This is a genomic window from Loigolactobacillus bifermentans DSM 20003 (assembly GCF_001434575.1).
GTDB lineage: Bacteria > Bacillota > Bacilli > Lactobacillales > Lactobacillaceae > Loigolactobacillus > Loigolactobacillus bifermentans.
This window is the reverse complement of record NZ_AZDA01000090.1, coordinates 64822-85750: the sequence shown is the minus strand read 5'-3', so window position 1 is coordinate 85750 and position 20929 is coordinate 64822. Positions and strand designations below refer to the sequence as shown.

The following is a 20929-nucleotide window of genomic DNA, read 5'->3' as shown; positions in this document are numbered from 1 at the left end:
AAAAATGAATAAGCTTGTGAAAAGGACGTGGTGAGATGGGCGTGGGACAGGTATCCTTGGTAGGCACTGGGCCAGGCGCGCCAGAATTATTAACGTTGCTAGGCCAGCGGCGGTTGGCGGAAGCGGACGTGGTGTTGTATGATCGGCTACTTAACCCGGCGCTGCTACAATTTAGCCGGCCGGCAGCCCAACGGCTTAATGTGGGCAAATTGCCGCGTCATCATCGGATTCAGCAAAAGCAGATCACTGCGTTACTGATCGAATTGGCCCAAGCTGGCAAAAAAGTGGTGCGGCTAAAAGCCGGCGACCCTTACGTCTTTGGCCGTGGTGGGGAAGAAAGTCAGGCGTTAGCTGCAGCGGGCATTGAGTTTGAAGTGGTGCCGGGCATTACCAGTGCGTTGGCCGGTTTAGCCGCAGTAGGCATTCCCATGACCCACCGGGACTACGCTGCGAGTTTTCAGGTGATCACTGGGCAACGCCGGCGCCATGGCAACCCCATTGATTGGGCGCACATTGCCCCAAGTCACGGCACGTTGGTGTTTCTCATGGGCATGACCCAATTACCGCAAATTGTGGCCCGGTTGCAACAATACGGGCAACCAGCGACAACGCCAGTGGCCGTGATCCAATGGGCCACCCATTGGCGCCAGCGGGTGGTAACAGGGGATTTAACCACCATTGTCACCAAGGTCAAACAAGCGGGGCTGGGCGCGCCGAGCTTGATCGTGGTAGGGGATGTGGTGCGGCTTCAAGCCGCTTTAGCCCCTCAGCGGCCGCTACAAGGCTGCCATTTACTGGTGCCGCACAGTCAGCGCCAGCATTTGTACCAACAATTAACCGATCAAGGGGCTGCGGTGCAGCCATTTTGGCGCAGTCAGTCCCAGCCAGTGGCGTTTCAATGGCCGACGTTAATGCCAGGGCAGCCACTGGTGATCACGGATGTCACCGCCTGGCAGTATTTGCAGCAATATTTGTTAGCCCAAGGTCAAGACTTGCGCAGTTTAGCCGGTCACCCGCTGTGGACGGCCTATCAGATGACCGCCCGAAAGTTACGGGAACAAGGGTTGTTAGTCGCTGGCCAAGGTTTTCCAGCTCATGCAGTGGTGATTGGCGCCCAAGAAGATTTGCCCCGACTGAATTTCACCGCTAACCAACAAGCAGTTGCCACTTACCGGCGACAGGCATTGGATCAAACGGCCTTGCCGATCCGTGATTTTCATGGCGCAGTTTTCACCAGTCAACGGGCCTTTTTAGACCTGTGGCAAGGGCTAAATCGCACCCAGCAGCAACAATTACGCCACCTGCCCTGCTTTGTGTTTGGCGACCAGATCCGTCAATTGGCCTGGCAATTTGGGTGTCAACGTTGTTACACCGTGGCGTCCCAAACAGCCACCGCACAGATCACCGCTTGGTGGCAGCAAACGAGGTGAGGGCATGTACCCAGTGATGTTAAATTTAGCCGGCCAACCGGTGGCGGTGGTGGGTGGGGGCCACGTGGCAGCGCGGAAAATCAGCGCTTTATTAGCGGCCCAGGCCCAAGTCACGGTGATCAGTCCAACGCTGGATCCGGCGATCCCCCAAGCACAAGTGCAGTGGTTGGCCCAAGCTTACAGGCGAGAATTGGTGCAGCACATGGTGTTGATCATCGCCTGTACGGATCAGCCGCAACTCAACGCCCAGATCCGCCAAGACGCCAGCCCCGGCCAATGGGTGAACAATACCAGCGACCACCGGGCTTCAGATTTTTACAATATGGCGCAAGTCCAGCAAGGGCAGGTCACCGTGGCGATCTCCACCAACGGCCATGCGCCAAGCCGGGCTAAAAAATTAAAGCAACAGCTTAAAACTTGGTTAAAAGCGCATGTTGATTAAGGTCAAAAAGTGCTAGCCTAGAAGATGAAGTAAGAGAGGACTGGCAAAAACATGCGAACAAAAATTGTGATCGGCACGCGCAAAAGTCAACTGGCTTTGCGCCAAACGGCCATTGTGGTGCAGGCGCTGCAGCGGCAGTTTCCTGATTTAACCGTCGAAGTGGCAAAGATTACCACCCAGGGGGATCGTGATCGGAAAAGTAGTCTCCAAAAAATTGGCGGCAAAGGGGTGTTTGTCAAAGCCATTGAGCAGCAGTTGTTAAATGGTACCATTGATTTGGCGGTGCACAGCTTAAAAGACGTGCCACCGGCATTGCCCACCGGCTTAGCCTTAGGTGCGATTTTAAAACGCGCGTCGCCGTTTGATTGCTTGGTTACCCCGTTACCGCTGACCCAGTTTTCAGACCTGCCCCAAGGTGCCCGTTTAGGCACCAACAGTTCCCGCCGCGGGGCAAATTTACGTCATTTACGGCCGGATCTAGAGATCGTCCCCATTCGCGGCAATGTGGAAACCCGCTTACACCAAATTGAAACCCAGCACTTAGCTGGCGCAATTTTGGCAGAAGCTGGTTTGGATCGCCTGGCCATTGACCTTGGAACGTACCGACGGCTGTCCTTACGTCATGTGCTGTTACCGGCCGCCGGCCAAGGGGCGTTAGCCGTGGAAAGTCGCGCCAATGACGCGGCACTGGCCCCATTTTTACAGGCCATTAACGACCCACAAACCGCCGCTTGTGTGGGCATTGAGCGGGATTTTATGGCCGCATTAGGCGGCACGTGCAGTTTTCCCATTGGCAGCTATGCCTTTACCAATGCCCTGGGCTATCGCTTTAAAGGCTTTGCGGCTGCCGCCGACGGTCAGCACTGGTTTGAGGTGGAAAATAACGGGCCGCGGCCAGCTGGCATTGGCCAAACGGCCGGCAATATTTTAATTGACCAAGGGGCTTTAAACGTGATTCAACCTTAATTTAATTTTGGAAGGAAGTTTTTGGAATGGTTCAATTTGATCATCATCGTCGTTTACGCAGCAGCGCCGCAATGCGGGATCTCGTGCGGGAAACCCATTTGCTTAAAACGGATTTAATTATGCCGGTGTTTGTGCAAGCCGGTTTAACTGGGAAAAAGGAAATTCCATCCATGCCGGACGTGTATCAATTTGGCTTGGATACGATTTTGGCAGAAATCAAAACCATTGTGGACCTGGGCATTCAGTCGATTATTATTTTCGGGATCCCCGACCACAAAGACGAGGTGGCGACTAGTGCTTGGGAGGAAAACGGCATTGTGCAAGCCGCCATTCGTAAAATCAAAGCCGCTTATCCTGATTTGATCGTGATTGCGGACACTTGTTTGTGCGAATATACCTCAACGGGCCATTGTGGCATTGTCCGCGACGGTGAGATTTTAAACGATGAATCCTTAACGTACATTACCAAAACCGCTGTCAGCCAGGTGGCAGCTGGCGCGGATATTATTGCGCCTTCCAATGCCATGGACGGCTATGTGGCGGCCATTCGCCAAGGTTTAGATGACGCTGGGTTTATCAATACGCCGATCATGTCCTATGCCGTGAAATACGCCTCCAGCTTTTATGGCCCGTTTCGGGATGCGGCCAACAGTGCCCCAGCTTTTGGCGACCGGAAAACCTATCAAATGGACCCAGCCAACCGCTTAGATGCGTTGCGGGAAGTGGCTAGCGACGAAGAAGAAGGCGCCGATTTTGTGATGGTCAAACCATCCATGGCCTTTTTAGACGTGATGCGGGAAGTGCGCAACCAAAGCAATTTGCCGTTGGTGGCCTATAATGTTTCCGGCGAATACGCCATGATCAAAGCCGCTGCCCAAAATGGCTGGATCGACGAGGAACGCATTGTCAACGAAACGTTGGTGGGTATGAAACGCGCTGGCGCTGACTTGATCATCACCTATTTTGCCAAAGACGTGGCCCGCCGCTTGGATCAGGCTTAATATGGCCTATTTGCTGACGTACCCTCAGGCCAATGTGCCCGTAGCGTTGCAGCAACAATTGGCGCCGTTTCAGCCGGTGTATTATCCGTTGCGGCAGCTGACGCCGCGACCATTAACAGCCGCAGAACAGCGACTGATTCGAACCAGTGAGTGCTTGGTGCTCACCAGTCCCTTTGGCATTCAGTGTTACTTACAGCAACTCCAGTCCTTGAATCCCACCGCTGCGCTAGCCGTGTTAAGTCCGAAAATGGCCCACCGCTTGCGCCAGGCTGAGGTGTCAGTACCGATCAAGGTGGCCCCAGCCGCCCAACAGCGCCAATTGTACCAATACTTGCGCCAACAAATACCCACCCAACGGGTTTGCTGGCTACAAGGCGACCACCATCCAACGCAACCTTTACCGCCAGCGTGGCACCAAGTGACGATTTACACCAACCAGTGGCCGGAAAAAGCACAACAACAAGCGCAAGCGACTTTTAAAAGCTTGCAGTTTCAAAAGGTTTTGGTAACCAGTCCGTTGAATTTACGCCGGTTATTGGCGCTAAAACAAGCTTTACCGAACACGTTTCAAACCAGCACTTATTACACGTTAGGCCCGAGCACCGCAGTGTTAGGCCGTCAAGCCGGCTTAACTATGGTGCAACCACCGGTGCAACAAAATGTGCTGGCCCAAATGATCCAGCTGATGGTTGCTGGTTGCACTTCTCGTTGAATGTGATAAGATTAAAATTAAATTAAAAAATAATCACAACGATGAAGAGAAGAGTAGCCTTAGTGCAGCCGCTCAGCGAGTTTCGATAGTGGAAAGAAATCGACAAGCTAAGGTGAAGATGAGCTCAGAGTAAGTGGTCAGGTCAGTCAGTGGCTTTATCACCGGACGCAGCCGTTAACCTGCCAGTATAGCGATATACGTTAAGGTTATTTGTTGTGAAATGAATATCAAATTTGGGTGGTACCACGAGGTCTTCGTCCCAGTGCTTACAAGCACCGGGAAGGAGGCCTTTTTGGTATCCTAAAGGATCGTGACCAGTTTGAAAGTTTTAGTGTTAAATTTAATGCCCCATAAACAGGCAACCGAGCGCCAAATCAAGGCCTTAGCGACAGGAATGGTCCAACCGCCGGCGTTTACGTTTATGTATCCTGCCAGTCATCGCTTTAAAAACCCTGCCATTATGCCGTATTTGCAGGCCCATTATGTTACTTTTGATCAAATTGTGGCCCAACAGTTTGACGGGCTGATCGTCACCGGGACCCCAGTGGAAACCTTGCCGTTTCCCCAGGTGGACTACTGGGCGGAGCTGAGCCGGTTGCTGGACTGGGCGGCAACCCATGTGGCCAAAAGTTTGTACTTGTGTTGGGGCGCGCAGGCCGCCTTGCAACACGATTATCATTTGGAAAAACAGTTGGTACCGGCGAAAATATTTGGTGTGTTTCAACATGAACCGCGGCAGGCCGCACCGCTGTTTCAAGGCTTGACCACACCGTTTTATATGCCACATTCCCGGCACACCACCTTGCGCACGGCTGATGTGTTAGCCACCCCAGGGTTGAATTTGTTGGTGGATGACCCCGTGGCAGGCCCGGTGATCATGCAAAGCCAAAATGGCCGCCGGACTTACATTTCTGGGCATCCCGAATATGCCACGCAAACGTTGGCGCAAGAATACCAACGGGATCGCCAAGCAGGCTTAACCATTGCCTTGCCGCAACATTATTTCCAGGCCAATGACCCTAAGCAGCCGGTGATCAACCGCTGGCAAGTGGCCAGTCGCCAGCTTTTTCGTAACTGGTTGTTGGCCAAATAATGGCACATGCTTTACAATAAAGGCAATGGCAATTGAACATTAGCGTATTTTAGAAAGCAGGTTGAGCAATGTATCAGGCAGCATTAGTTCTTGAAGGCGGCGCCATGCGCGGTCAATACACAGCCGGCGTTTTAGACGCGTTAATGGCGCACCACATTCAGTTTAAAACTGTGATCGGCGTGTCGGCTGGCGCCTTATGTGGCACTAATTATGTGTCTAATCAGCGCGGCCGAACCAATGATGTAAACGTCAATTACCGCCACGAAAGGGAATATATTTCCGTGCGCCGGGTTTTTCGCCATCAAGACATTATTAATTTAAACTATTTATTTGCCCCTCACGGTGAGAATTGGGCTGATTTTGATGAATTAGCGTACATTCAATCACCGATGAATTTTATAGTCGGCGCCACTGCATTGGCCACCGGCCGGGAAGTCTATTTTGAACGCCCCCAAGGCCAACAGCTTGTGGCCACCTTAAAAGCTTCCAGCGCCATGCCGTTTATTTCCAAGCCCCAACGCACGCCGCAAGGACTGTGTTTAGACGGTGGTATCGCGGATTCAATTCCTTACAAATACGCCCAAGTGGCTGGCTTTGACCGCATTGTTGTGGTGCGCACCCGCCCACGGGATTACCGAAAAAAGCCCACCTCGGCCGTATTGCGCCAAGGGTACCAACGAGCATTTGGCCAGTACGAGACGTTTGTGAAGACCGCCATTGCTCGCCCAGACATGTACAATCAGCAAGCCGCGGAATTAACCGAATTGGAGCGCCAAGGCAAGGTGTTTGTGCTAGCACCACAACAAGCCGTCACCGTTAAACGTTTGGAAAATGACACTCGCAAACTGGCCGCCCTGCACAACACCGGGTACCGCGACACCCAAGCCCAGTTGGTGGCATTGCGTAATTATCTGATTTAGCCCAGCAAGATCATTCATTGGAATGGTCTTTTTTTGTGAACGGACCGAAACCATTATCTGATGATGTTGCAGATCCTAATGCCTGTGCCGTCGCATTTTGAAATAGGGCCAACAAATCGTGGATCTCGGTTAAGGTGGCAGAATCACGATTTAAGAGCCAAGTCCGCCAAATCCCATAAACGCCATTGCTCATAAAAGTGGTCCAATACTGTGCCTGTTGCGCTGAGAGGTGTAATTGGGTCACTTGATTTTGGTAATAGCGGGCCATGTTCTCGTTGAACAATTGCTGGATCAAGTATTCATAATGTCGTTTGGTAGCCAGTGTTAGCATGGCACTAAACTGATCAAAGTAGGTGGCAAGTTGGTCCATTTTAACGTTGGTTGGTACAGGCCGCATGATCAAATCAAATAGCCGCGTCATTTGGGGTTCAAAATAAGCCAACAATAAGTCGTCTAACGTTTGGTAATTGCGGTAAAATGCCATGCGGCTGACGCCGGCGCGTTTCACCAGTTCGGTGACGGTGATCTGCTGCAGTTCCTTGGTGGCTAAAAGCTGAAATAACGCCGTTGTAAGGTAGGTTTGGGAGTCATTTTTTAATTGTTGCGCGTGTTGGGTCGCTGCCATTACAATTGCTCCAATCTGTCACAGATGCCGCTGTAACGCTTGTTTTTTGATTACCATCATTGTATCTTAATGTCACTAACGTTACAAACGTAACGGATGAGAGGACAATTCAAATGAAAAAACAATTAGTGGTCGTCACTGGCGGCAGTGGCTTTATCGCCGTTCACATTATTTTACAATTGCTGCAACAAGGGTATGCGGTGCGGACCACCGTACGCGATTTAGCCAAAACGGCCTTGATCAAAGAAATGCTGACCAATGGCGGTTGGACGGATTTTCAAGACCTGAGCGTTGTGGTAGCCGATTTGATCCATGCTCAAAATTGGGACCAAGTCATGGTTGACGCCGACTATGCCATTCATGTGGCCTCACCAACGCCAACTTTGAATTTTAAAGACGAGTCTGAAATGATTCAGCCAGCCATTCACGGGGTGTTGTACGTGCTGCAAGCCGCCAGTAAAGCCCATGTCAAACGAGTGGTTTTGACCTCAGCTTACGGCGCAATTTTTGCAGGGCACCGTAATCGCACCACACCATTTACCGAGGATGTTTGGTCTGATTTAACCGCTAAAGGCGTGCACCCGTATCAAAAATCCAAAACGCTGTCGGAACAGGCAGCGTGGGACTTTATGGACCAAGATCATAGCGGTATGACGCTGGCCACTGTGAACCCAGTGGCGGTTATGGGCCCAGTCCTGGCGGCAGATTATTCTCATTCCAACATTCAAATTTATGACATGCTGATGGGCAACACCAAAGTCTTGCCTAAAGTGGATTCTGGTTATGTGGATGTGCGGGATGTGGCCAGCTTGCATTTGTTAGCCATGACCCGGCCAGAAGCTGCTGGCCAACGCTTTTTAGCGACCACTGGTGAAACGTATTCGATGTTAGACGTGGCGAATATTTTACGCACGGCTTACCCTGATTTTGCAGCACGCTTGCCCACGAAAACAGTGCCCACCACCGTGCTAAAAGCTGCGGCTAAGGCCAATCCCATGTTGCGCATGGTGGCTTCAGTGGCTGGTACCTATGCTGAGACCAGCGCCAAAAAGGCTAAAACGGTTTTAGGCTGGCAACCGCGCCCAGCCAAAGACGCTATTCTGGCCACCGCTCAATCTATGTTGGATTTAGGCATTGTGACCCAATAAAAATAGCTGAGAAATGAAACGATTGAATTTTTAATCACTATAATGACAGTGAAATAGCGTTCAAAGTACAAGTATGCTTTGAGCGCTATTTTTATGAATGATTCAGTTATTTTTTTAGGCGAGGTTAAGCAGTTGTCGATGAATGCGAATGACTTGTGCAAATGTATGGTCATCTAAATGACTGCCAGCTGATTCAATCTGCCGGTCCTTAATGCTAAAGGTATGAAATTGCAGGGGATTGACGAAACCGTTTATTTTGTTATTTTTTTCAATTGGCACAAACAGCGACTTAAAGTGATTGTTTGTTGCATGTGTAATTGGAGAAACGGCGACCAGACCTGTAATGAGAGCATAACCCTTTGTACTAAGAACAACTGCAGGGTGCCGGCCACGCAATTCATTTTCTGTTGAAGGTTGGAAATCTGCCCAAACGATTTCCTGTTGTTCAAAAGAGAGCGGATATTTAGAATTCATCGGGTAAAATACTGGTATCAATAAAATCCTGGTCTGAATACGCATTAAGATGGGCTTTAATAAACGCTGGATCAGTAAAAGGATTTTTAGTTTTTGGTAAATAAATAATGGCACCATCACGTCCAGAAAAAACATCGTAATCGTCAGCTGTAATTTTGATGTTTTTTGGAACGGTTAACACGGTTGAAGTTCCAACTTTACGTGGTTTCATGATAAAAAGCACCCCTTATCAGTAGATTGAATCATTTAAATAATGCGCTATATATATATCATATATAATGTGGAAAATTGTCAAAGAAATGGCTTTAAATATGCCTAAGATCGGCTGCTTTTTAACATGACGTTTAAAACCGCGTGTGCGCCCAACGCACCCGTAGTGCCAGTAAAATCGTCAATGTATCCACCACTTCCTGTAACATAGCGCCGAATAAGGCGGGGAGAACGCCAGTGGTGGCAATCAACATCAGCACCACTAACACGATCATTCCGATAATGACGGTTTGTTTTGCCAAGTGCATGGTGGTTTGGCTAATGGCCACGGCTTGGGGGATCCGTTGGAGATCGTCTTTTAAAATCACCACATCGGCGGCTTCACTGGCGGCGGTAGCGCCGTGCGCGCCCATGGCCACGCCGACGTCAGCAGTGGCCAGTGCCGGGGCATCGTTGACGCCGTCACCGACCATTACCACTGGGGCGATTTTTTGTAAGTCGTGTAAGGCGGTCATTTTGGTTTCTGGTCGACAATCGCCTTGAATCGTGTCTAAGGCCAAGCTCCCGCCGACCTCAGCGGCTACGGCTTGCCGATCGCCGGTTAGCATGACCAATTTTTGAAAGCCTAATTGGCGTAATTGGGCTAAGGCAGTCGGGGCTTCTGGCCGCAGTTGATCAGTAAAGGTTAAGTAGCCTAAATAAGTGTCCGCCGCTCGGACATAAATGGCGGTTTGTGCTGGTTGTGGCGCATCTGCTGGTAACTGCACAAAGCTGGGTTTACCGACTTTTACCAATTGGCCGTCGATCTGACCTTGCACGCCTTGGCCAGTTACTTCCGAAACGTCAGTGGCCACTAACAGCTGGGCCGAATCGACAGTGGCTACCAGAGAACGGGCTAAAATGTGGTTGGAGTGTTGTTCCAAACTAGCCGCCAGTTGTTGCAATTGACCGGCTGTCAGTTCGCCATAAGGCACCACTTGATCCAAGGTTAAATGGCCTTGGGTGAGGGTCCCTGTTTTGTCAAAAGCTGCTGTTTCAGCTTGGGCGAGTTTTTCAATAATCGTGCCATTTTTAATGATAATGCCCCGTTGACTGGCGCGGTTCATCCCAGCTACTAGCGCAATCGGTGCTGCTAAAATCAGGGGGCAAGGGGAGGCCACCACCAGTACTTCTGCAAAACGCGCCACGTCGCCAGACAACCACCAGGCCGCCGCTGCAATCAGAATGGCAATGGCCGTAAACGGCGCCGCATAGCGATCGGCCAGGCGCACAAATTGCGCCGGCTCAGATTGGGCTTTTTGGACTAATTTGACTAAGGCCTGATACTGACTGTTAGCCGCCGTAGCAGTGGCCACCATAGTAATCGCGGTGTTTTCATTAATGGCACCGGATAAGACATCTTCACCGACGGTTTTAGTGACCGGTTCCGATTCTCCGGTTAACGTGGCCTGGTTAAATTGACTACTGCCACGGATAATCTTGCCGTCTACGGGCACTAATTCGCCTGGTTTGACCACCAGTTGCGCACCAACGACCACGGCTGTAGCCGGCTGATCCACCAAGCCAGTCTCGGTTTGCAAATGAGCAGTTTGCGGGGAGTTGGCTAACAACGCTTCCAATGACTGGCCGGCTTTGTGAGTGGCATATTCTTCCAAACTATCGCCACCAGTGAGCATCAATAAAATCATCAGCCCAGCCCAGTATTCGCCAATGATCAAGGTGGTGACAATGGCCAAAATCGCCAGCAGGTCCACCCCATATTGACCAGAACGGAGCGTTTGGAGCATGTCTTTGATCAGAATCAGCACTAAGACCGTACTGACAACAGTGACCAACGCTTGCGCAGCAAAAGGCTGTTGGCCGATAAAAGCCAAGCCTAAGGCAATGAGCCCCGTTATCACAGTCAGCCATAATTTATATTTTGACATAAAAACACCTCCTAAATAAGTTAATGTTTATTTTGCTAACGCAAAATCTTATTTTCGGAGGCTATGGTGTCAGTTCACACCGCAAGACAATGACGCCTCCTTTATTTTAGTGTAAAGGAGGCGCCAGTTTTGATAAATCAATATGTGTTATGCTGCTTTAAAACGTTGTGCTAAGCCACTTTAAACCAGACTGCATTTGAAAATCAGTCTCAAGCGAGTTGCGCCAGATCAGTGGGCAAATAAGGCGTTAGCCGTTCAACGATTGCTTGGGCCAATGCAGGCTGATTTTCCAAAGTTGGTAAAAATACACTGTCTGGTAGCTGTGCCGCAATGCGCGCCTGTAACTCACCGGCAATGCGGCCTTCTGTAAGGAATAACCGCTGAACGATCAACGGTTCGGTTTGGCCTGCTAACACTTGATCCAGTTGCGGTCGGCCTTTAAAATGAGCCCACAAAATAGGGGCGTGCAAGCTGGTTTGCAATTGCTGGGCCAAGGCTTGTAACTGGGTGCCAGGTTCAGAAAAGTGTGGCGTACCATGCGCCACTAGTAACACTTGGCGTTGCGGATACTGTTGTAATGCCGCCGCCAATTGCGTTTTTAAAAATTGAAAAATGGCCTGAGTCGTGGCTAACGGTTGCAAATAAACGAGCTGCAAATCGGCTCGGGCCACTGCTTGAATGCGGCGCGGCAAGTCCCAACGGACGTGGGTAGCGGGAAATAATAAAATCGGTACCACTAGAATTTGCGTCACTTGGTCTTGTAAGGTGAGTAGGCTATCTTCCAAGGTTTGAATATCGCCTTCTAAAAAACAGGTGCGTTGTAAGTTGGGATAAGTGTGCTGCAATTGTGTTAGCAAATCCAAGTTAGCGGTAGATACTTTGCCGCGGCGGCCATGTAAAACGTAAAGTATACCAGTTGTCATGTGATCCCCCCTTCACTTAAATCTGACAACTAAACAATTATTAGTGCACAGCTTCCGCTGGGGCCAGCTGGGCCAGATAAGTTTCAAAAACCGTTTGGAAATAGGCCGTTCCTTGACGTTGATAGTAGGCATAGAAACTTTCAGCGGTGGTTTTATGGTCGCGATAATCGGCTAAAATTGCGGCAATCCCGTCGGCTAAATGGGCTTGATCCACTTTGCCTTTCAGCATTTCAGTAAAGTGCCCGCCATTCAGTAAACTACCGCCAAGCGATAATTTATAAGCTTCCACTTTGTCACCGCTAGCGGTTTTGCCGCCAGCGCCTTCAACGCCAATATCAGCGGTACTGCGATGGGCGCAGTTGTTGCCGCAACCCGTCAAGGTGATTTGTAGAGGTTGATCAAAACTAAACCGATCATCTAAATTGTTTAATAATGGTTTTAACAGCTCTTTCGTATGCGCGTTGGCCAAGTTACAATATTGCGCCCCAGTACAACTGGTGCCGAAATCCAAAAGTTGATGTGGGTTATACGAATAATGCTCAAAAATCGGTAACGCCTTTACGGTGTCTAAATCGGCATCTGAAATGTACGGAATGACTAAGTTTTGCGCATGATCAAAGCGCAGTTCATCTCGGCCATATTGCCGAGCAATGTCAATAAAGGCGCGGAAGTCAGCGGCTGCTAAACGGCCAGCCGGGATACTAACGCCGATATAATTGTAGCCCGTTTGTTTTTGGGGATGAATGCCTAAAGCAGCCCCAGCCGACCAACCAATCATTTGATTGTCACCAGCAGTGGCTAAATCAGGCAAAATTTCCCGTAATTGAGCCTCAAATTTGGCCACGCCCCAGTCTTGAATCAAAAACTTCAGTCGCGCTTTACTGCGGTTGCGCCGATAACCGTTGTCCCGGTAAAGGGTGACCACCGCGTCGGCAAGGTCGACCACTTGGTCCGGGGTGACAAAAATATTCATCGCCAGTCCTAAGAAAGGCCGCATGCCTAAGCCGCCACCAATCAGAACGTTAAAGCCTTTAACTGTTTCGCCATGCATGGTTTTCAGCGCCGGTACAAAGGACAAATCATTGATTTCTGCATTGCCGGCATTGTAAAGACTGCTGCTAATTGAAATTTTCATTTTACGGGGTAAGTTGGAATAATCCCGGTTGCCTTGGAAATGCGCATTGACTTTCAGCACCAGTTCCCGCGTATCAAATAGCTCATCTGGGTCAATGCCAGATAAGGGATTGTCAATAATATTTCGGGTAATATCCCCCTCTGCGCCAGCTGTGGTCAACCCTACAGCGTTAATCCCTTTGAAAATTTCTGGTAATTTGGCAAAGGGAATCCAGTGGTACTGCACGGCTTGGCGAGTGGTGAGATCCACATAGCCGTGGCCGTAATTTTCAGCGATCCAAGCAATATGATCGGCTTGTTTTAAGTTGATCACGCCACCAGGCACTTTGATGCGCATCATAAAATTCCCGTCAGCTTGTGGTTTTTGCACCGTTAAACCGGCAAATTTAAAATACATGTAATAACTTTTATCCACTTCAGAAAAAGGATGCTTCACCAATTCCGGCAAATCTTTAAAAACGTCTAACCCATCTTCCTGAAGCTTACTGACCTCGTTTTTGTTGAGCTTCGTCTCGGCCCAAGTGACTTGATAACTCATAAAAAAACCTCCTCAATAATGCTGACTATTTTGCGACCGCAAAATCTCATTTCGGAGGATGACTATTCCTACGGGCGCAATCACCCTCGTAGGAAACATAGCCCTCCTCAATAATGCTGACTATTTTGCGATCGCAAAATCCCCCAAAATTTGACTTTACTAGATTTCTTTAATCATAACCTGATGGTAAGCGCTAAAGTCAAGCCATTTTTGATAAAAAGCGGTTTTTGTTTTGTCGTTTAAGGTTTCTTGTTCGGCTAAAAAGGCTTTTAAAGGCCGTTGGGGATCGAGTTTGACTTTGGCGCCAATGCTATTGATCAGCGGCACATCAGGGGTGAGCTGTTCTTCTAAGCTCACCACCTTGATAAAGCGCCCGTGGTCAACGCTGATCACGCGATTTTGGCGTGGCAAAATAATGTTAAAGCGAGTGGGGTAATGATAACTGGTGCCCGTTAATGGCAATTCATCGGTTAAGGCATACTGCCCTTCGGTGGCCTCCGTTTCAATGTGGTCCCCGTTTAAATAATAGTTATCGAACAAGCTTAATTGATATTGTTGTTGGCCATCATTGAAAACCGCGCCTTCTAATTCGCGTTCGCCTTGGTAGCGTTCAGTGATGGTGCCGCCGCCGGTGACGTCGTAGCCGTCTACGAGCACAAAACGGCCGGTAACATGTTGGTCATTGAAAAAGTCGTAAACCAGTGGTTGTTCCGTTTGAAAGACCACCTCAGCCACATCGTTTAAGCGCACTTGATCGTTATTTTGACGGGCTTTTAAATCGCCAGCATCGGTAACTTTGAGAATTTTTAAAACGCGTGCCGTGACTTGTTGGGTGGCAATTTTAAGCTTGTACGTTTTCCCCGGCACCAATGGTTGTTCACCCATCCAAAACAGATTGGTTTGGATCACTGTATCGACAACTGGCTGGCTGTTCTCGGCTGTTTTTGTGATGATTTCCCCACGCTGATTGAAAAATTCGTCTTCCAATAACAAACCAACGGATTCCCCAGCTTGATGGGACTGTAGATGTTCATCCTGAGGCCATTGGGCAAAGCCAGTGACTTTGGTTTGGCGGCCACTAGGGTAAATGGTAATGTCATCCCCAACGTTTAACGTACCGGCTTCAATGCGCCCAGCAATGATCCGTTGGTCGTCAAATTTAAAGACATCTTGGATCGGCAAGCGTAACGGCCGTTGTTCCGAGGTTTTATGGGCTTTGGCACTGTCTAAGGTTTCGATAAAGCTTTTGCCAGTGTACCAAGGCATTTTCGGGGAATTTTCCAGCAAGTTTTCACCGTAGTAAGCGGATAACGGCAGGTAGCTAACGGCAGTCAGGCCTAAGGTTTGCAGGAAGTCCTGGACATGTTGTTGCACCTTGTTAAATTGTGCTTCTTGGTAGTCCACCAGGTCCATTTTGTTGATCAGCACGTAAATTTGACGAATGCCTAATAGCTTTAAAATGTAGGCGTGGCGCTTGGTTTGTTCCTCAACGCCACGGGCAGCGTCGACGATCAGAAAGGCGGCTTCGGCGTTTGAGGCGCCGGAGATCATGTTTTTCAAAAACTCTTGGTGGCCAGGGGCGTCGATGATAATGTAATCCCGTTTGTCGGTTTTAAACTGCAAACGGGTGGTATCAATGGTAATCCCTTGTTTTTGTTCTTCTTCAAAAGCATCGAGTAAATAGGCGTACTCAAAGGGCTTCCCAGTTTCCTTGGCAATGCGTTTGACTTTGTCAATCGTGCCAGCAGGTAAGGCGCCTGTGCTGTAAAGCAAGCGGCCGATCACCGTTGACTTCCCATGATCCACGTGGCCTACCATGACAATGTGTAAAGCAGATTCATCCATACTTGTAACTTCCTTTCTACATATAACCGGATTGGCGCAGTTTTTGCATGGCGTAGGCGTCTTCTTGATCTTGGGCCCGACCGGCACGCTCGCTAATGGTGGTTTCTTTTAGTTCATCGATAATTTCTTGGACGGTGCTGGCGTTTGACGGCACTGTGCCAGAGCAAGGGGCGCAACCTAAGCTGCGATAACGTTGGCCGTTTTTGGCAAAGTACAAGTCAATGATCGGCACATTTTCCCGTTGAATATATTCCCAGATGTCCAATTCCGTCCAGTGTAAGAGGGGATGGACCCGAATGTGATTGCCTTTAGGAAAGTCTGTTTTGAACTCATCCCATAATTCAGGCGGTTGGTTGGTGTAATCCCATTTATCTTGCGCGGTCCGTTCTGAGAAGATCCGTTCCTTGGAGCGGGAGCCTTCTTCGTCTTGACGGACCCCAACAATCAAGCCATCAAAGGCGTATTTGTGCACCACTTGATTTAACGCCACGGTTTTTAACGCGCCACAGCAAGCCAAGCGACCGAGTTTTGGATTCATGCCATCATCTAAGGCTTGTTGGTTGGTGTAAACAATTAAGTCTAAATTGAGTTCTTTGGCCAAGCTGTCGCGGTACTGAATCACTTCTGGCATTTCAAATGAGGTGTCCACATGAATAAATGGAAATGGCGTTTGACCATAAAAGGCTTTCTTCGTCAGCCACAGTAAAACTGTGGAATCCTTCCCAATTGACCATAACAGGCCTAGTTTCCCTAAGTTTTTATACGCTTCCCGTAAAATGTAAATACTTTCCGCTTCTAATTCATCGATACGATCCATCTTAAGACGACCTTTCTAATATTTGTTAGATGCTTCACGCGAGGTGATGATTTTTTCTAATAAACAACCTTTTTGACAGGCCGTCCATTCGATTGCTTTGCGGTTGACTTTGGCCTGTAAGGTACCACCTTTACCGCCAATATCCTCCCCTAAATAATATTCAATGGCTTGGTGGGGGCAAACTTTCACACAAGACATGCAGCCCCAGCACTCATCAGGATAGGCCATGACTGCTTTGCGGTTTTTACCTTCTCCTTCCATACGAATCAAGTTGCCGGGACAGATCTTGGCACACAGGCCGCAACCATCACATTTATCACGATCAATTCTGATGCTCATAAACGTCAGCTCTTTTCACTAAATTGCGGAACCGAATCTCGACCTTGCCATTATGGTAAACCGAGTTAACATAGCGGTGGTACTGCTGATCATCCAGGTCAGGATAGTCTAAGTTCTCCGCAAAACAATGCCAACGGGTTTCCTTCCGAGCGGCTAAATGGGCAATCACACATTGACAGATCAGCAACCGCTCCCGCACTTCATACAAGCTCATCAGCTGGTGCATGTCCGGGGCAAAGGCCTGCTCAATTTGGGCCTGTAATTCGGCAATTTTGGCCTGTGCGGTGGTGAGCTGGGCTTCGGTGTAACCGTAATGTTGGGAAATACCGCCAGCGTACTGATCCATGGCCAGTTGCATGGCAGTTTCCACGGTGCGAATGCTAGGGGCAGTGGGGTCATTGTGCAAGTACTGTTGGGCTTGTGCAAACAGTTGCTCAGCTTGGGTTTGAATGGTTACCGGAGCTGTGCGAGTAGTCTCATGCAGCTGTTTCACTGCAGCCTGGGCGGCAATTTCACCTTCGGCCAGTGCACCGGTGACGTATTTTTGCGGGGCACCACCAGCCACATCGCCGGCGGCAAAAAGGCCGTGGATCGTGGTTTCCCGATTGGTGCTCACCCAGTAACCACTAGCCGTGTGGCCACCAACAATGTAAGGTTCAGTGCCTTCAATCGCTACATTTTGTTGGCTCGGGCCACCATTTTCCAACCACTTTAAAGTTTGCCCAGGGGCCATGTTCAGATAGGCGTGGTACAAGTCTTCCTCTTTTTGATGGTCGATGCCAGTGGTTTTTAAGTAGCAAGGGCCGCGGCCCGCTAGGTTTTCTTGAACCGTGCCGTACAAGCGCTGCGACGTTTTTAACCCGTACTTGGTTTCGTAAACCTCGCCTAAAGCGTTGACCTGCTTGGCCCCGACCCCTTGGGCAATGGTGCCAACTGGGGCAATGGTATCCTTGCAGCGCAAGGCGATAAACCGCATTTCGAACGTGGTCATTTCCGCACCGACGCGCATGCCCATGGCGTAACCAGCACCTGTATTAAACGGGGGATACCACATTTTATGTTTGGAAAAGCCAGGGTTGTTCGGTCGGTAAAGCCCAGAAGCACCGCCAGTAGCGATAATGACAGCTTTAGCGTTAAACTGATAAGCTGTTTCAGTCACCGGGCTAAAGCCCACAGCGCCGTAAATCCGGTGATCAGCCACTAAGTAGTCCACAATATTCACGTGATTAATGATCTTCACGTTGCGCTGCCGCCGTGTGGCTCGGGCCAGTAATGGTTTGATGTTTTCACCGTTGATTTTGAGATTGCGTGGGCCGCGATTGACGTAGTGGCCAGCTTCATCTTTTAAAATGGGAACGCCCATGGTTTCCAAATCGGCAGTGACGTGATTTAAGCGCTGGCTTAATGTGAGCAATAAATCCTCACGCACAATATCGTCGGCATCTTTTTTGGCGTAATCCACGTAAAAGTCGGGAGTGTGGCCAGGAGTAATGTAGGCGTTTAAGGCGTTGACCCCTGAGGCCAAACAACCGCTGCGGCGAATGTCAGCTTTTTCCACCACGACAATTTTAAGCTGTGGGTCCGCTTTAGCAGCTGTGATTGCTGCATAGCAACCAGCCGTACCGCCACCGATGATCAGTAGATCAGCTTGGATCGTTTTTTGTTCCATTGAGAAGACCAGCTTTCTTTATAAGGCATAGGAGCGTCGTACAGGTTGTAACGGTTGTAAATGTTGGGCGTGGCCCACGTTATCTTTGAATAAAACCAGGCGGTTAATAGTTAACTGAACGGTTTCGCCGATCAATAATGGCGCTTGTTGGGCTTGGCGGGTGGCAAATAGCCGTTGTCCATTTAGGTCTAATTCGACATTGATCAAAGCGCCACAGAAGGTAACATGTTTGACCGTTGCCGTCTGGGTTGGTAAAGCGGTGGGTTCATTTTTCTTAAAAATTGCCACTTGTTCCGGTCGAATTTGCACTTGATAAGGAGCGGTTGGCAGCTGATAGCCGGCTAATTGCGGCGATTCCAGAAGGCTAGAATGGCCAATAAATTCAGCGACAAATTGACTGGCTGGTTGGTTGTAAACGTCAGCTGGCGTGCCAATTTGTTCCACGCGACCATCATTCATCACCACGATCTCATCCGCAATTTCAATGGCTTCTGTGTGATCATGGGTGACGAAAATACTGGTGATCCCCATTTGATGGATCACTTGTTTCAACCAACCGCGCAGTTCCTGACGAATTTGAGTGTCTAAAGCGGCAAAGGGTTCATCTAAAAATAACACTTTGGGATTAGGCGCAATGGCCCGCACAAAGGCCACCCGCTGTTTTTGTCCACCTGATAATTGGTTGGGATAACGCTGCGCCAAAGCCGTTAAACCGGTGACCGCTAATAATTGGTCCACCCGTGCTTTGATCTTGTCCTCTGACCAATGCTGCGTGCGCAAGCCAAAGGCGATGTTGTCGTAAACGGTTAGGTAGCGGAATAAGGCGTAGTTTTGGAACACAAAGCCAATGCCCCGGTCTTGCGGTTTCACACGATTGATCACCTGGCCATCAATGGCCACGTCACCAGTGGTAGGAGTTTCCAACCCAGCAAGGATGCGCAGTAAGGTGGTTTTGCCACTACCGCTGGGGCCAAGTAAGGCTGTTAAACTACCGGCCTTCACACCAAAACTAATTTCTTTTAAGACGGTTTGTTGTTTAAAGTTTTTGGCAATTTGGTTGATTTCAAGATACATGGCGCTCATCCTTTCTGAGGTTGGATCAAAATACGTTTCAACGTAATAATCAAAAATGTGGTCAAGAGTAAAATCGTAGCCACTGCAAAGGCATCCGTAAACTTAAAATCGTTGTATAAGTTTTGGACCAATAGCGGCAGCGTTAAGGTTTTATCCGGAATATTGCCAGAGACGACGGCCACGGCACCAAATTCCCCTAAAGCGCGAGCAGTGGCTAGCACTAAACCTGTGCCAAGTGGCGCTTTAATAGCCGGTAATGTGATCTGGCGTAAAATCTGCCAGAAGTGCGCGCCTAGAAAGGCGGCCGTTTGTTCTTCTTCCCGGCCGCGAGCGATGAGAAAAGGAATCAATTCTCGGGCGACAAACGGAAAGGTCACAAAAATCGTAACAATGAAAATCGCCGGTGGGGCAAAAATCACTTGCCAGTGTAGCCCTTGGAGCCAACCCGTGCGTCCGAAAATTAAAATGAAGATTAAGCCGACAATGACAGGGGACACGGACAATGGTAAGTCGATCAAGGTGTTTAGCAGTTTCTTGCCAGGAAAATCATAAAAAGCAATGGCCCAAGCAGCGCTTAAACCAAGCACTAAATTGATGCCTACCGAAAGGACAGTGGCGGCAACGCTAAGGTTAATGGCGTGTAAAGTGGTGAGGTCACCTAATACACTGAAGTAGTGACGCCACCCTGCCGCAAACGCTTGGGTAAAGACCAGTACGATCGGTAGGATCAAAAGCACCAGCATGAACAGCCACGTGATAATGAGTAGCGGCCATTTAATACGACGACTTTGAAATAGGTTCATGGTTGCACCCCCTGACGGAAACGGGCCTTGTTTTGAAGCCAATGAATGATAAAAATAAACGCAAAGGAGAAACACAACATGACTAACGCCACCACGGTGGCACTTTGATAAGCATGGGCTTCTAATTTGAACATGATCATCAATGGCGTGATCTCGGTTTTAAACGGTTGGTTGCCAGCAATAAAAACAATGCTGCCATATTCACCTAAGCTGCGAGCAAAGGATAAGCCGAAACCGGCGATCAAAGCGGGCAAGATTTCTGGTAAAATCAACTTGCGGAAGATCACATGGGGTTTGGCAGCTAAGGTTAACGCGGCTTCTTGGAAGCTTTGGTCTAATTGGGCTAATACTGGTTGGACTTCCCGGACCACAAACGGTAATGTCACAAAAATCATGGCAATCACGATCCCGGTAAAGGTGTACGAAATTTTCCAACCGAAAGGGGCTACTAATTGGCCGAGCCAGCCTCGATCTGAAAATAGATAAGCTAAGGCAATTCCAGCCACAGCGGTAGGTAAGGCAAAGGGTAGGTCCAACAAGTAGTCCAGCAAGCGTTTGCCAGGAAAGTCGTAAAAGGTTAACACCCAAGCCAGTATCAGGCCTAAAATGGTGTTGATCAAAGCGGCACATCCTGCACCTTTTAAGCTGACCCAATAGCTAGCTAACACGCGACTATTGGTGGTTTCGGCCCAAAACTGCTGCGGGGCCACTTGGATCCCGGCCAGTAGTAAGGCGCAAAATGGTAACACAATGACCAGTAGTACACCGATCAATGCAATGCTGAGGCTCATGCGGTAGCCGGGAATCAAACGTTTTGCTGTGGTCATATGCAGGCTCC

Annotated in this window: 21 protein-coding genes; 8 read left to right on the top strand and 13 right to left on the bottom strand. The window is 49.3% G+C overall.

Annotated features, from left to right (window positions below; all coding sequences use genetic code 11):
* The first annotated feature begins 35 nt into the window (after window positions 1-35).
* The 7 genes from cobA (at window position 36) to FC07_RS09760 (ending at window position 6564) form a co-directional block, all read left to right on the top strand.
* On the top strand, window positions 36-1430 hold the full coding sequence (gene cobA, locus FC07_RS09790) for a uroporphyrinogen-III C-methyltransferase (protein ID WP_057904924.1): 1395 nt from the start codon (window positions 36-38) through the stop codon (window positions 1428-1430).
* Between the two features lie 4 nt (window positions 1431-1434).
* Window positions 1435-1872: a precorrin-2 dehydrogenase/sirohydrochlorin ferrochelatase family protein gene (locus FC07_RS09785; RefSeq protein ID WP_057904923.1), complete on the top strand. Its 438-nt coding sequence runs from the start codon at window positions 1435-1437 to the stop codon at window positions 1870-1872.
* 51 nt (window positions 1873-1923) lie between these two features.
* Window positions 1924-2838, top strand: a complete 915-nt coding sequence (gene hemC / locus FC07_RS09780) for a hydroxymethylbilane synthase (protein WP_057904922.1) — start codon at window positions 1924-1926, stop codon at window positions 2836-2838.
* Window positions 2839-2864: 26 nt separating this feature from the next.
* Window positions 2865-3839, top strand: coding sequence for a porphobilinogen synthase (gene hemB, locus FC07_RS09775; RefSeq protein WP_057904921.1), 975 nt, complete (start codon window positions 2865-2867; stop codon window positions 3837-3839).
* A 1-nt stretch (window position 3840) separates the two neighbouring features.
* A complete protein-coding gene (locus tag FC07_RS09770) occupies window positions 3841-4551 on the top strand; it encodes a uroporphyrinogen-III synthase (RefSeq protein ID WP_057904920.1) in 711 nt (236 codons plus the stop codon).
* A gap of 319 nt (window positions 4552-4870) precedes the next feature.
* Window positions 4871-5644, top strand: coding sequence for a homoserine O-acetyltransferase/O-succinyltransferase family protein (locus FC07_RS09765; protein ID WP_235807498.1), 774 nt, complete (start codon window positions 4871-4873; stop codon window positions 5642-5644).
* A gap of 68 nt (window positions 5645-5712) precedes the next feature.
* Window positions 5713-6564, top strand: coding sequence for a patatin-like phospholipase family protein (locus FC07_RS09760; protein WP_057904918.1), 852 nt, complete (start codon window positions 5713-5715; stop codon window positions 6562-6564).
* Window positions 6565-6574: 10 nt separating this feature from the next.
* Here the strand turns inward: FC07_RS09760 and FC07_RS09755 are convergent, their stop codons facing one another.
* A complete protein-coding gene (locus tag FC07_RS09755; RefSeq protein WP_155797824.1) occupies window positions 6575-7189 on the bottom strand; it encodes a TetR/AcrR family transcriptional regulator in 615 nt (204 codons plus the stop codon).
* Window positions 7190-7302: 113 nt separating this feature from the next.
* On the opposite strand from FC07_RS09755, the gene FC07_RS09750 reads away from it, so the two are divergent.
* The gene (locus tag FC07_RS09750) at window positions 7303-8337 is read left to right on the top strand and encodes an SDR family oxidoreductase (RefSeq protein ID WP_057904917.1); all 1035 of its coding nucleotides are present in this window, start codon (window positions 7303-7305) and stop codon (window positions 8335-8337) included.
* Between the two features lie 114 nt (window positions 8338-8451).
* On the opposite strand, the gene FC07_RS09745 is transcribed toward FC07_RS09750, so the two are convergent.
* The 12 genes from FC07_RS09745 to cysT all read right to left on the bottom strand — a co-directional run bounded on the left by FC07_RS09745 (window position 8452) and on the right by cysT (window position 20918).
* Complete coding sequence (locus FC07_RS09745) at window positions 8452-8811, bottom strand: type II toxin-antitoxin system PemK/MazF family toxin (protein WP_057904916.1); 360 nt, start codon at window positions 8809-8811, stop codon at window positions 8452-8454.
* Window positions 8801-9022: a hypothetical protein gene (locus FC07_RS15990; RefSeq protein ID WP_057904915.1), complete on the bottom strand. Its 222-nt coding sequence runs from the start codon at window positions 9020-9022 to the stop codon at window positions 8801-8803. The genes FC07_RS09745 and FC07_RS15990 overlap by 11 nt, the downstream gene beginning before the upstream one ends.
* A gap of 133 nt (window positions 9023-9155) precedes the next feature.
* A complete protein-coding gene (locus tag FC07_RS09735; protein ID WP_057904914.1) occupies window positions 9156-10949 on the bottom strand; it encodes a heavy metal translocating P-type ATPase in 1794 nt (597 codons plus the stop codon).
* Window positions 10950-11158: 209 nt separating this feature from the next.
* Window positions 11159-11872 carry a sirohydrochlorin chelatase gene (locus tag FC07_RS09730; RefSeq protein ID WP_057904913.1) on the bottom strand — a complete coding sequence of 238 codons (714 nt, stop codon included), beginning with the start codon at window positions 11870-11872 and terminating at the stop codon, window positions 11159-11161.
* A gap of 40 nt (window positions 11873-11912) precedes the next feature.
* A complete protein-coding gene (locus FC07_RS09725) occupies window positions 11913-13544 on the bottom strand; it encodes a nitrite/sulfite reductase (protein ID WP_057904912.1) in 1632 nt (543 codons plus the stop codon).
* A 159-nt stretch (window positions 13545-13703) separates the two neighbouring features.
* On the bottom strand, window positions 13704-15389 hold the full coding sequence (locus FC07_RS09720; RefSeq protein WP_057904911.1) for a sulfate adenylyltransferase subunit 1: 1686 nt from the start codon (window positions 15387-15389) through the stop codon (window positions 13704-13706).
* Between the two features lie 16 nt (window positions 15390-15405).
* A complete protein-coding gene (cysD, locus tag FC07_RS09715; RefSeq protein ID WP_057904910.1) occupies window positions 15406-16206 on the bottom strand; it encodes a sulfate adenylyltransferase subunit CysD in 801 nt (266 codons plus the stop codon).
* A 15-nt stretch (window positions 16207-16221) separates the two neighbouring features.
* A complete protein-coding gene (locus FC07_RS09710) occupies window positions 16222-16545 on the bottom strand; it encodes a 4Fe-4S dicluster domain-containing protein (RefSeq protein WP_057904909.1) in 324 nt (107 codons plus the stop codon).
* Window positions 16529-18214 carry an adenylyl-sulfate reductase subunit alpha gene (locus FC07_RS09705; protein ID WP_057904908.1) on the bottom strand — a complete coding sequence of 562 codons (1686 nt, stop codon included), beginning with the start codon at window positions 18212-18214 and terminating at the stop codon, window positions 16529-16531. The genes FC07_RS09710 and FC07_RS09705 overlap by 17 nt, the downstream gene beginning before the upstream one ends.
* 18 nt (window positions 18215-18232) lie before the next feature.
* Window positions 18233-19288 carry an ABC transporter ATP-binding protein gene (locus FC07_RS09700; protein WP_057904907.1) on the bottom strand — a complete coding sequence of 352 codons (1056 nt, stop codon included), beginning with the start codon at window positions 19286-19288 and terminating at the stop codon, window positions 18233-18235.
* Between the two features lie 5 nt (window positions 19289-19293).
* Window positions 19294-20091, bottom strand: coding sequence for a sulfate ABC transporter permease (locus FC07_RS09695; protein WP_057904906.1), 798 nt, complete (start codon window positions 20089-20091; stop codon window positions 19294-19296).
* On the bottom strand, window positions 20088-20918 hold the full coding sequence (gene cysT / locus FC07_RS09690; protein ID WP_057904905.1) for a sulfate ABC transporter permease subunit CysT: 831 nt from the start codon (window positions 20916-20918) through the stop codon (window positions 20088-20090). The genes FC07_RS09695 and cysT overlap by 4 nt, the downstream gene beginning before the upstream one ends.
* Window positions 20919-20929: the final 11 nt, after the last annotated feature.

Bases quoted from the DNA above. Each gene is read 5' to 3' on its own strand.
- hemB (WP_057904921.1), top strand. From the start codon at position 2,865: ATGGTTCAATTTGATCATCATCGTCGTTTACGCAGCAGCGCCGCAATG.
- cysT (WP_057904905.1), bottom strand. From the start codon at position 20,918: ATGACCACAGCAAAACGTTTGATTCCCGGCTACCGCATGAGCCTCAGC.
- FC07_RS09735 (WP_057904914.1), bottom strand. From the start codon at position 10,949: ATGTCAAAATATAAATTATGGCTGACTGTGATAACGGGGCTCATTGCC.
- FC07_RS09750 (WP_057904917.1), top strand. From the start codon at position 7,303: ATGAAAAAACAATTAGTGGTCGTCACTGGCGGCAGTGGCTTTATCGCC.
- FC07_RS09710 (WP_057904909.1), bottom strand. From the start codon at position 16,545: ATGAGCATCAGAATTGATCGTGATAAATGTGATGGTTGCGGCCTGTGT.
- FC07_RS09705 (WP_057904908.1), bottom strand. From the start codon at position 18,214: ATGGAACAAAAAACGATCCAAGCTGATCTACTGATCATCGGTGGCGGT.
- FC07_RS09745 (WP_057904916.1), bottom strand. From the start codon at position 8,811: ATGAATTCTAAATATCCGCTCTCTTTTGAACAACAGGAAATCGTTTGG.
- FC07_RS09760 (WP_057904918.1), top strand. From the start codon at position 5,713: ATGTATCAGGCAGCATTAGTTCTTGAAGGCGGCGCCATGCGCGGTCAA.
- FC07_RS15990 (WP_057904915.1), bottom strand. From the start codon at position 9,022: ATGAAACCACGTAAAGTTGGAACTTCAACCGTGTTAACCGTTCCAAAA.
- cobA (WP_057904924.1), top strand. From the start codon at position 36: ATGGGCGTGGGACAGGTATCCTTGGTAGGCACTGGGCCAGGCGCGCCA.
- FC07_RS09695 (WP_057904906.1), bottom strand. From the start codon at position 20,091: ATGAACCTATTTCAAAGTCGTCGTATTAAATGGCCGCTACTCATTATC.
- FC07_RS09785 (WP_057904923.1), top strand. From the start codon at position 1,435: ATGTACCCAGTGATGTTAAATTTAGCCGGCCAACCGGTGGCGGTGGTG.
- FC07_RS09755 (WP_155797824.1), bottom strand. From the start codon at position 7,189: ATGGCAGCGACCCAACACGCGCAACAATTAAAAAATGACTCCCAAACC.
- hemC (WP_057904922.1), top strand. From the start codon at position 1,924: ATGCGAACAAAAATTGTGATCGGCACGCGCAAAAGTCAACTGGCTTTG.
- cysD (WP_057904910.1), bottom strand. From the start codon at position 16,206: ATGGATCGTATCGATGAATTAGAAGCGGAAAGTATTTACATTTTACGG.
- FC07_RS09730 (WP_057904913.1), bottom strand. From the start codon at position 11,872: ATGACAACTGGTATACTTTACGTTTTACATGGCCGCCGCGGCAAAGTA.
- FC07_RS09700 (WP_057904907.1), bottom strand. From the start codon at position 19,288: ATGTATCTTGAAATCAACCAAATTGCCAAAAACTTTAAACAACAAACC.
- FC07_RS09720 (WP_057904911.1), bottom strand. From the start codon at position 15,389: ATGGATGAATCTGCTTTACACATTGTCATGGTAGGCCACGTGGATCAT.
- FC07_RS09770 (WP_057904920.1), top strand. From the start codon at position 3,841: ATGGCCTATTTGCTGACGTACCCTCAGGCCAATGTGCCCGTAGCGTTG.
- FC07_RS09725 (WP_057904912.1), bottom strand. From the start codon at position 13,544: ATGAGTTATCAAGTCACTTGGGCCGAGACGAAGCTCAACAAAAACGAG.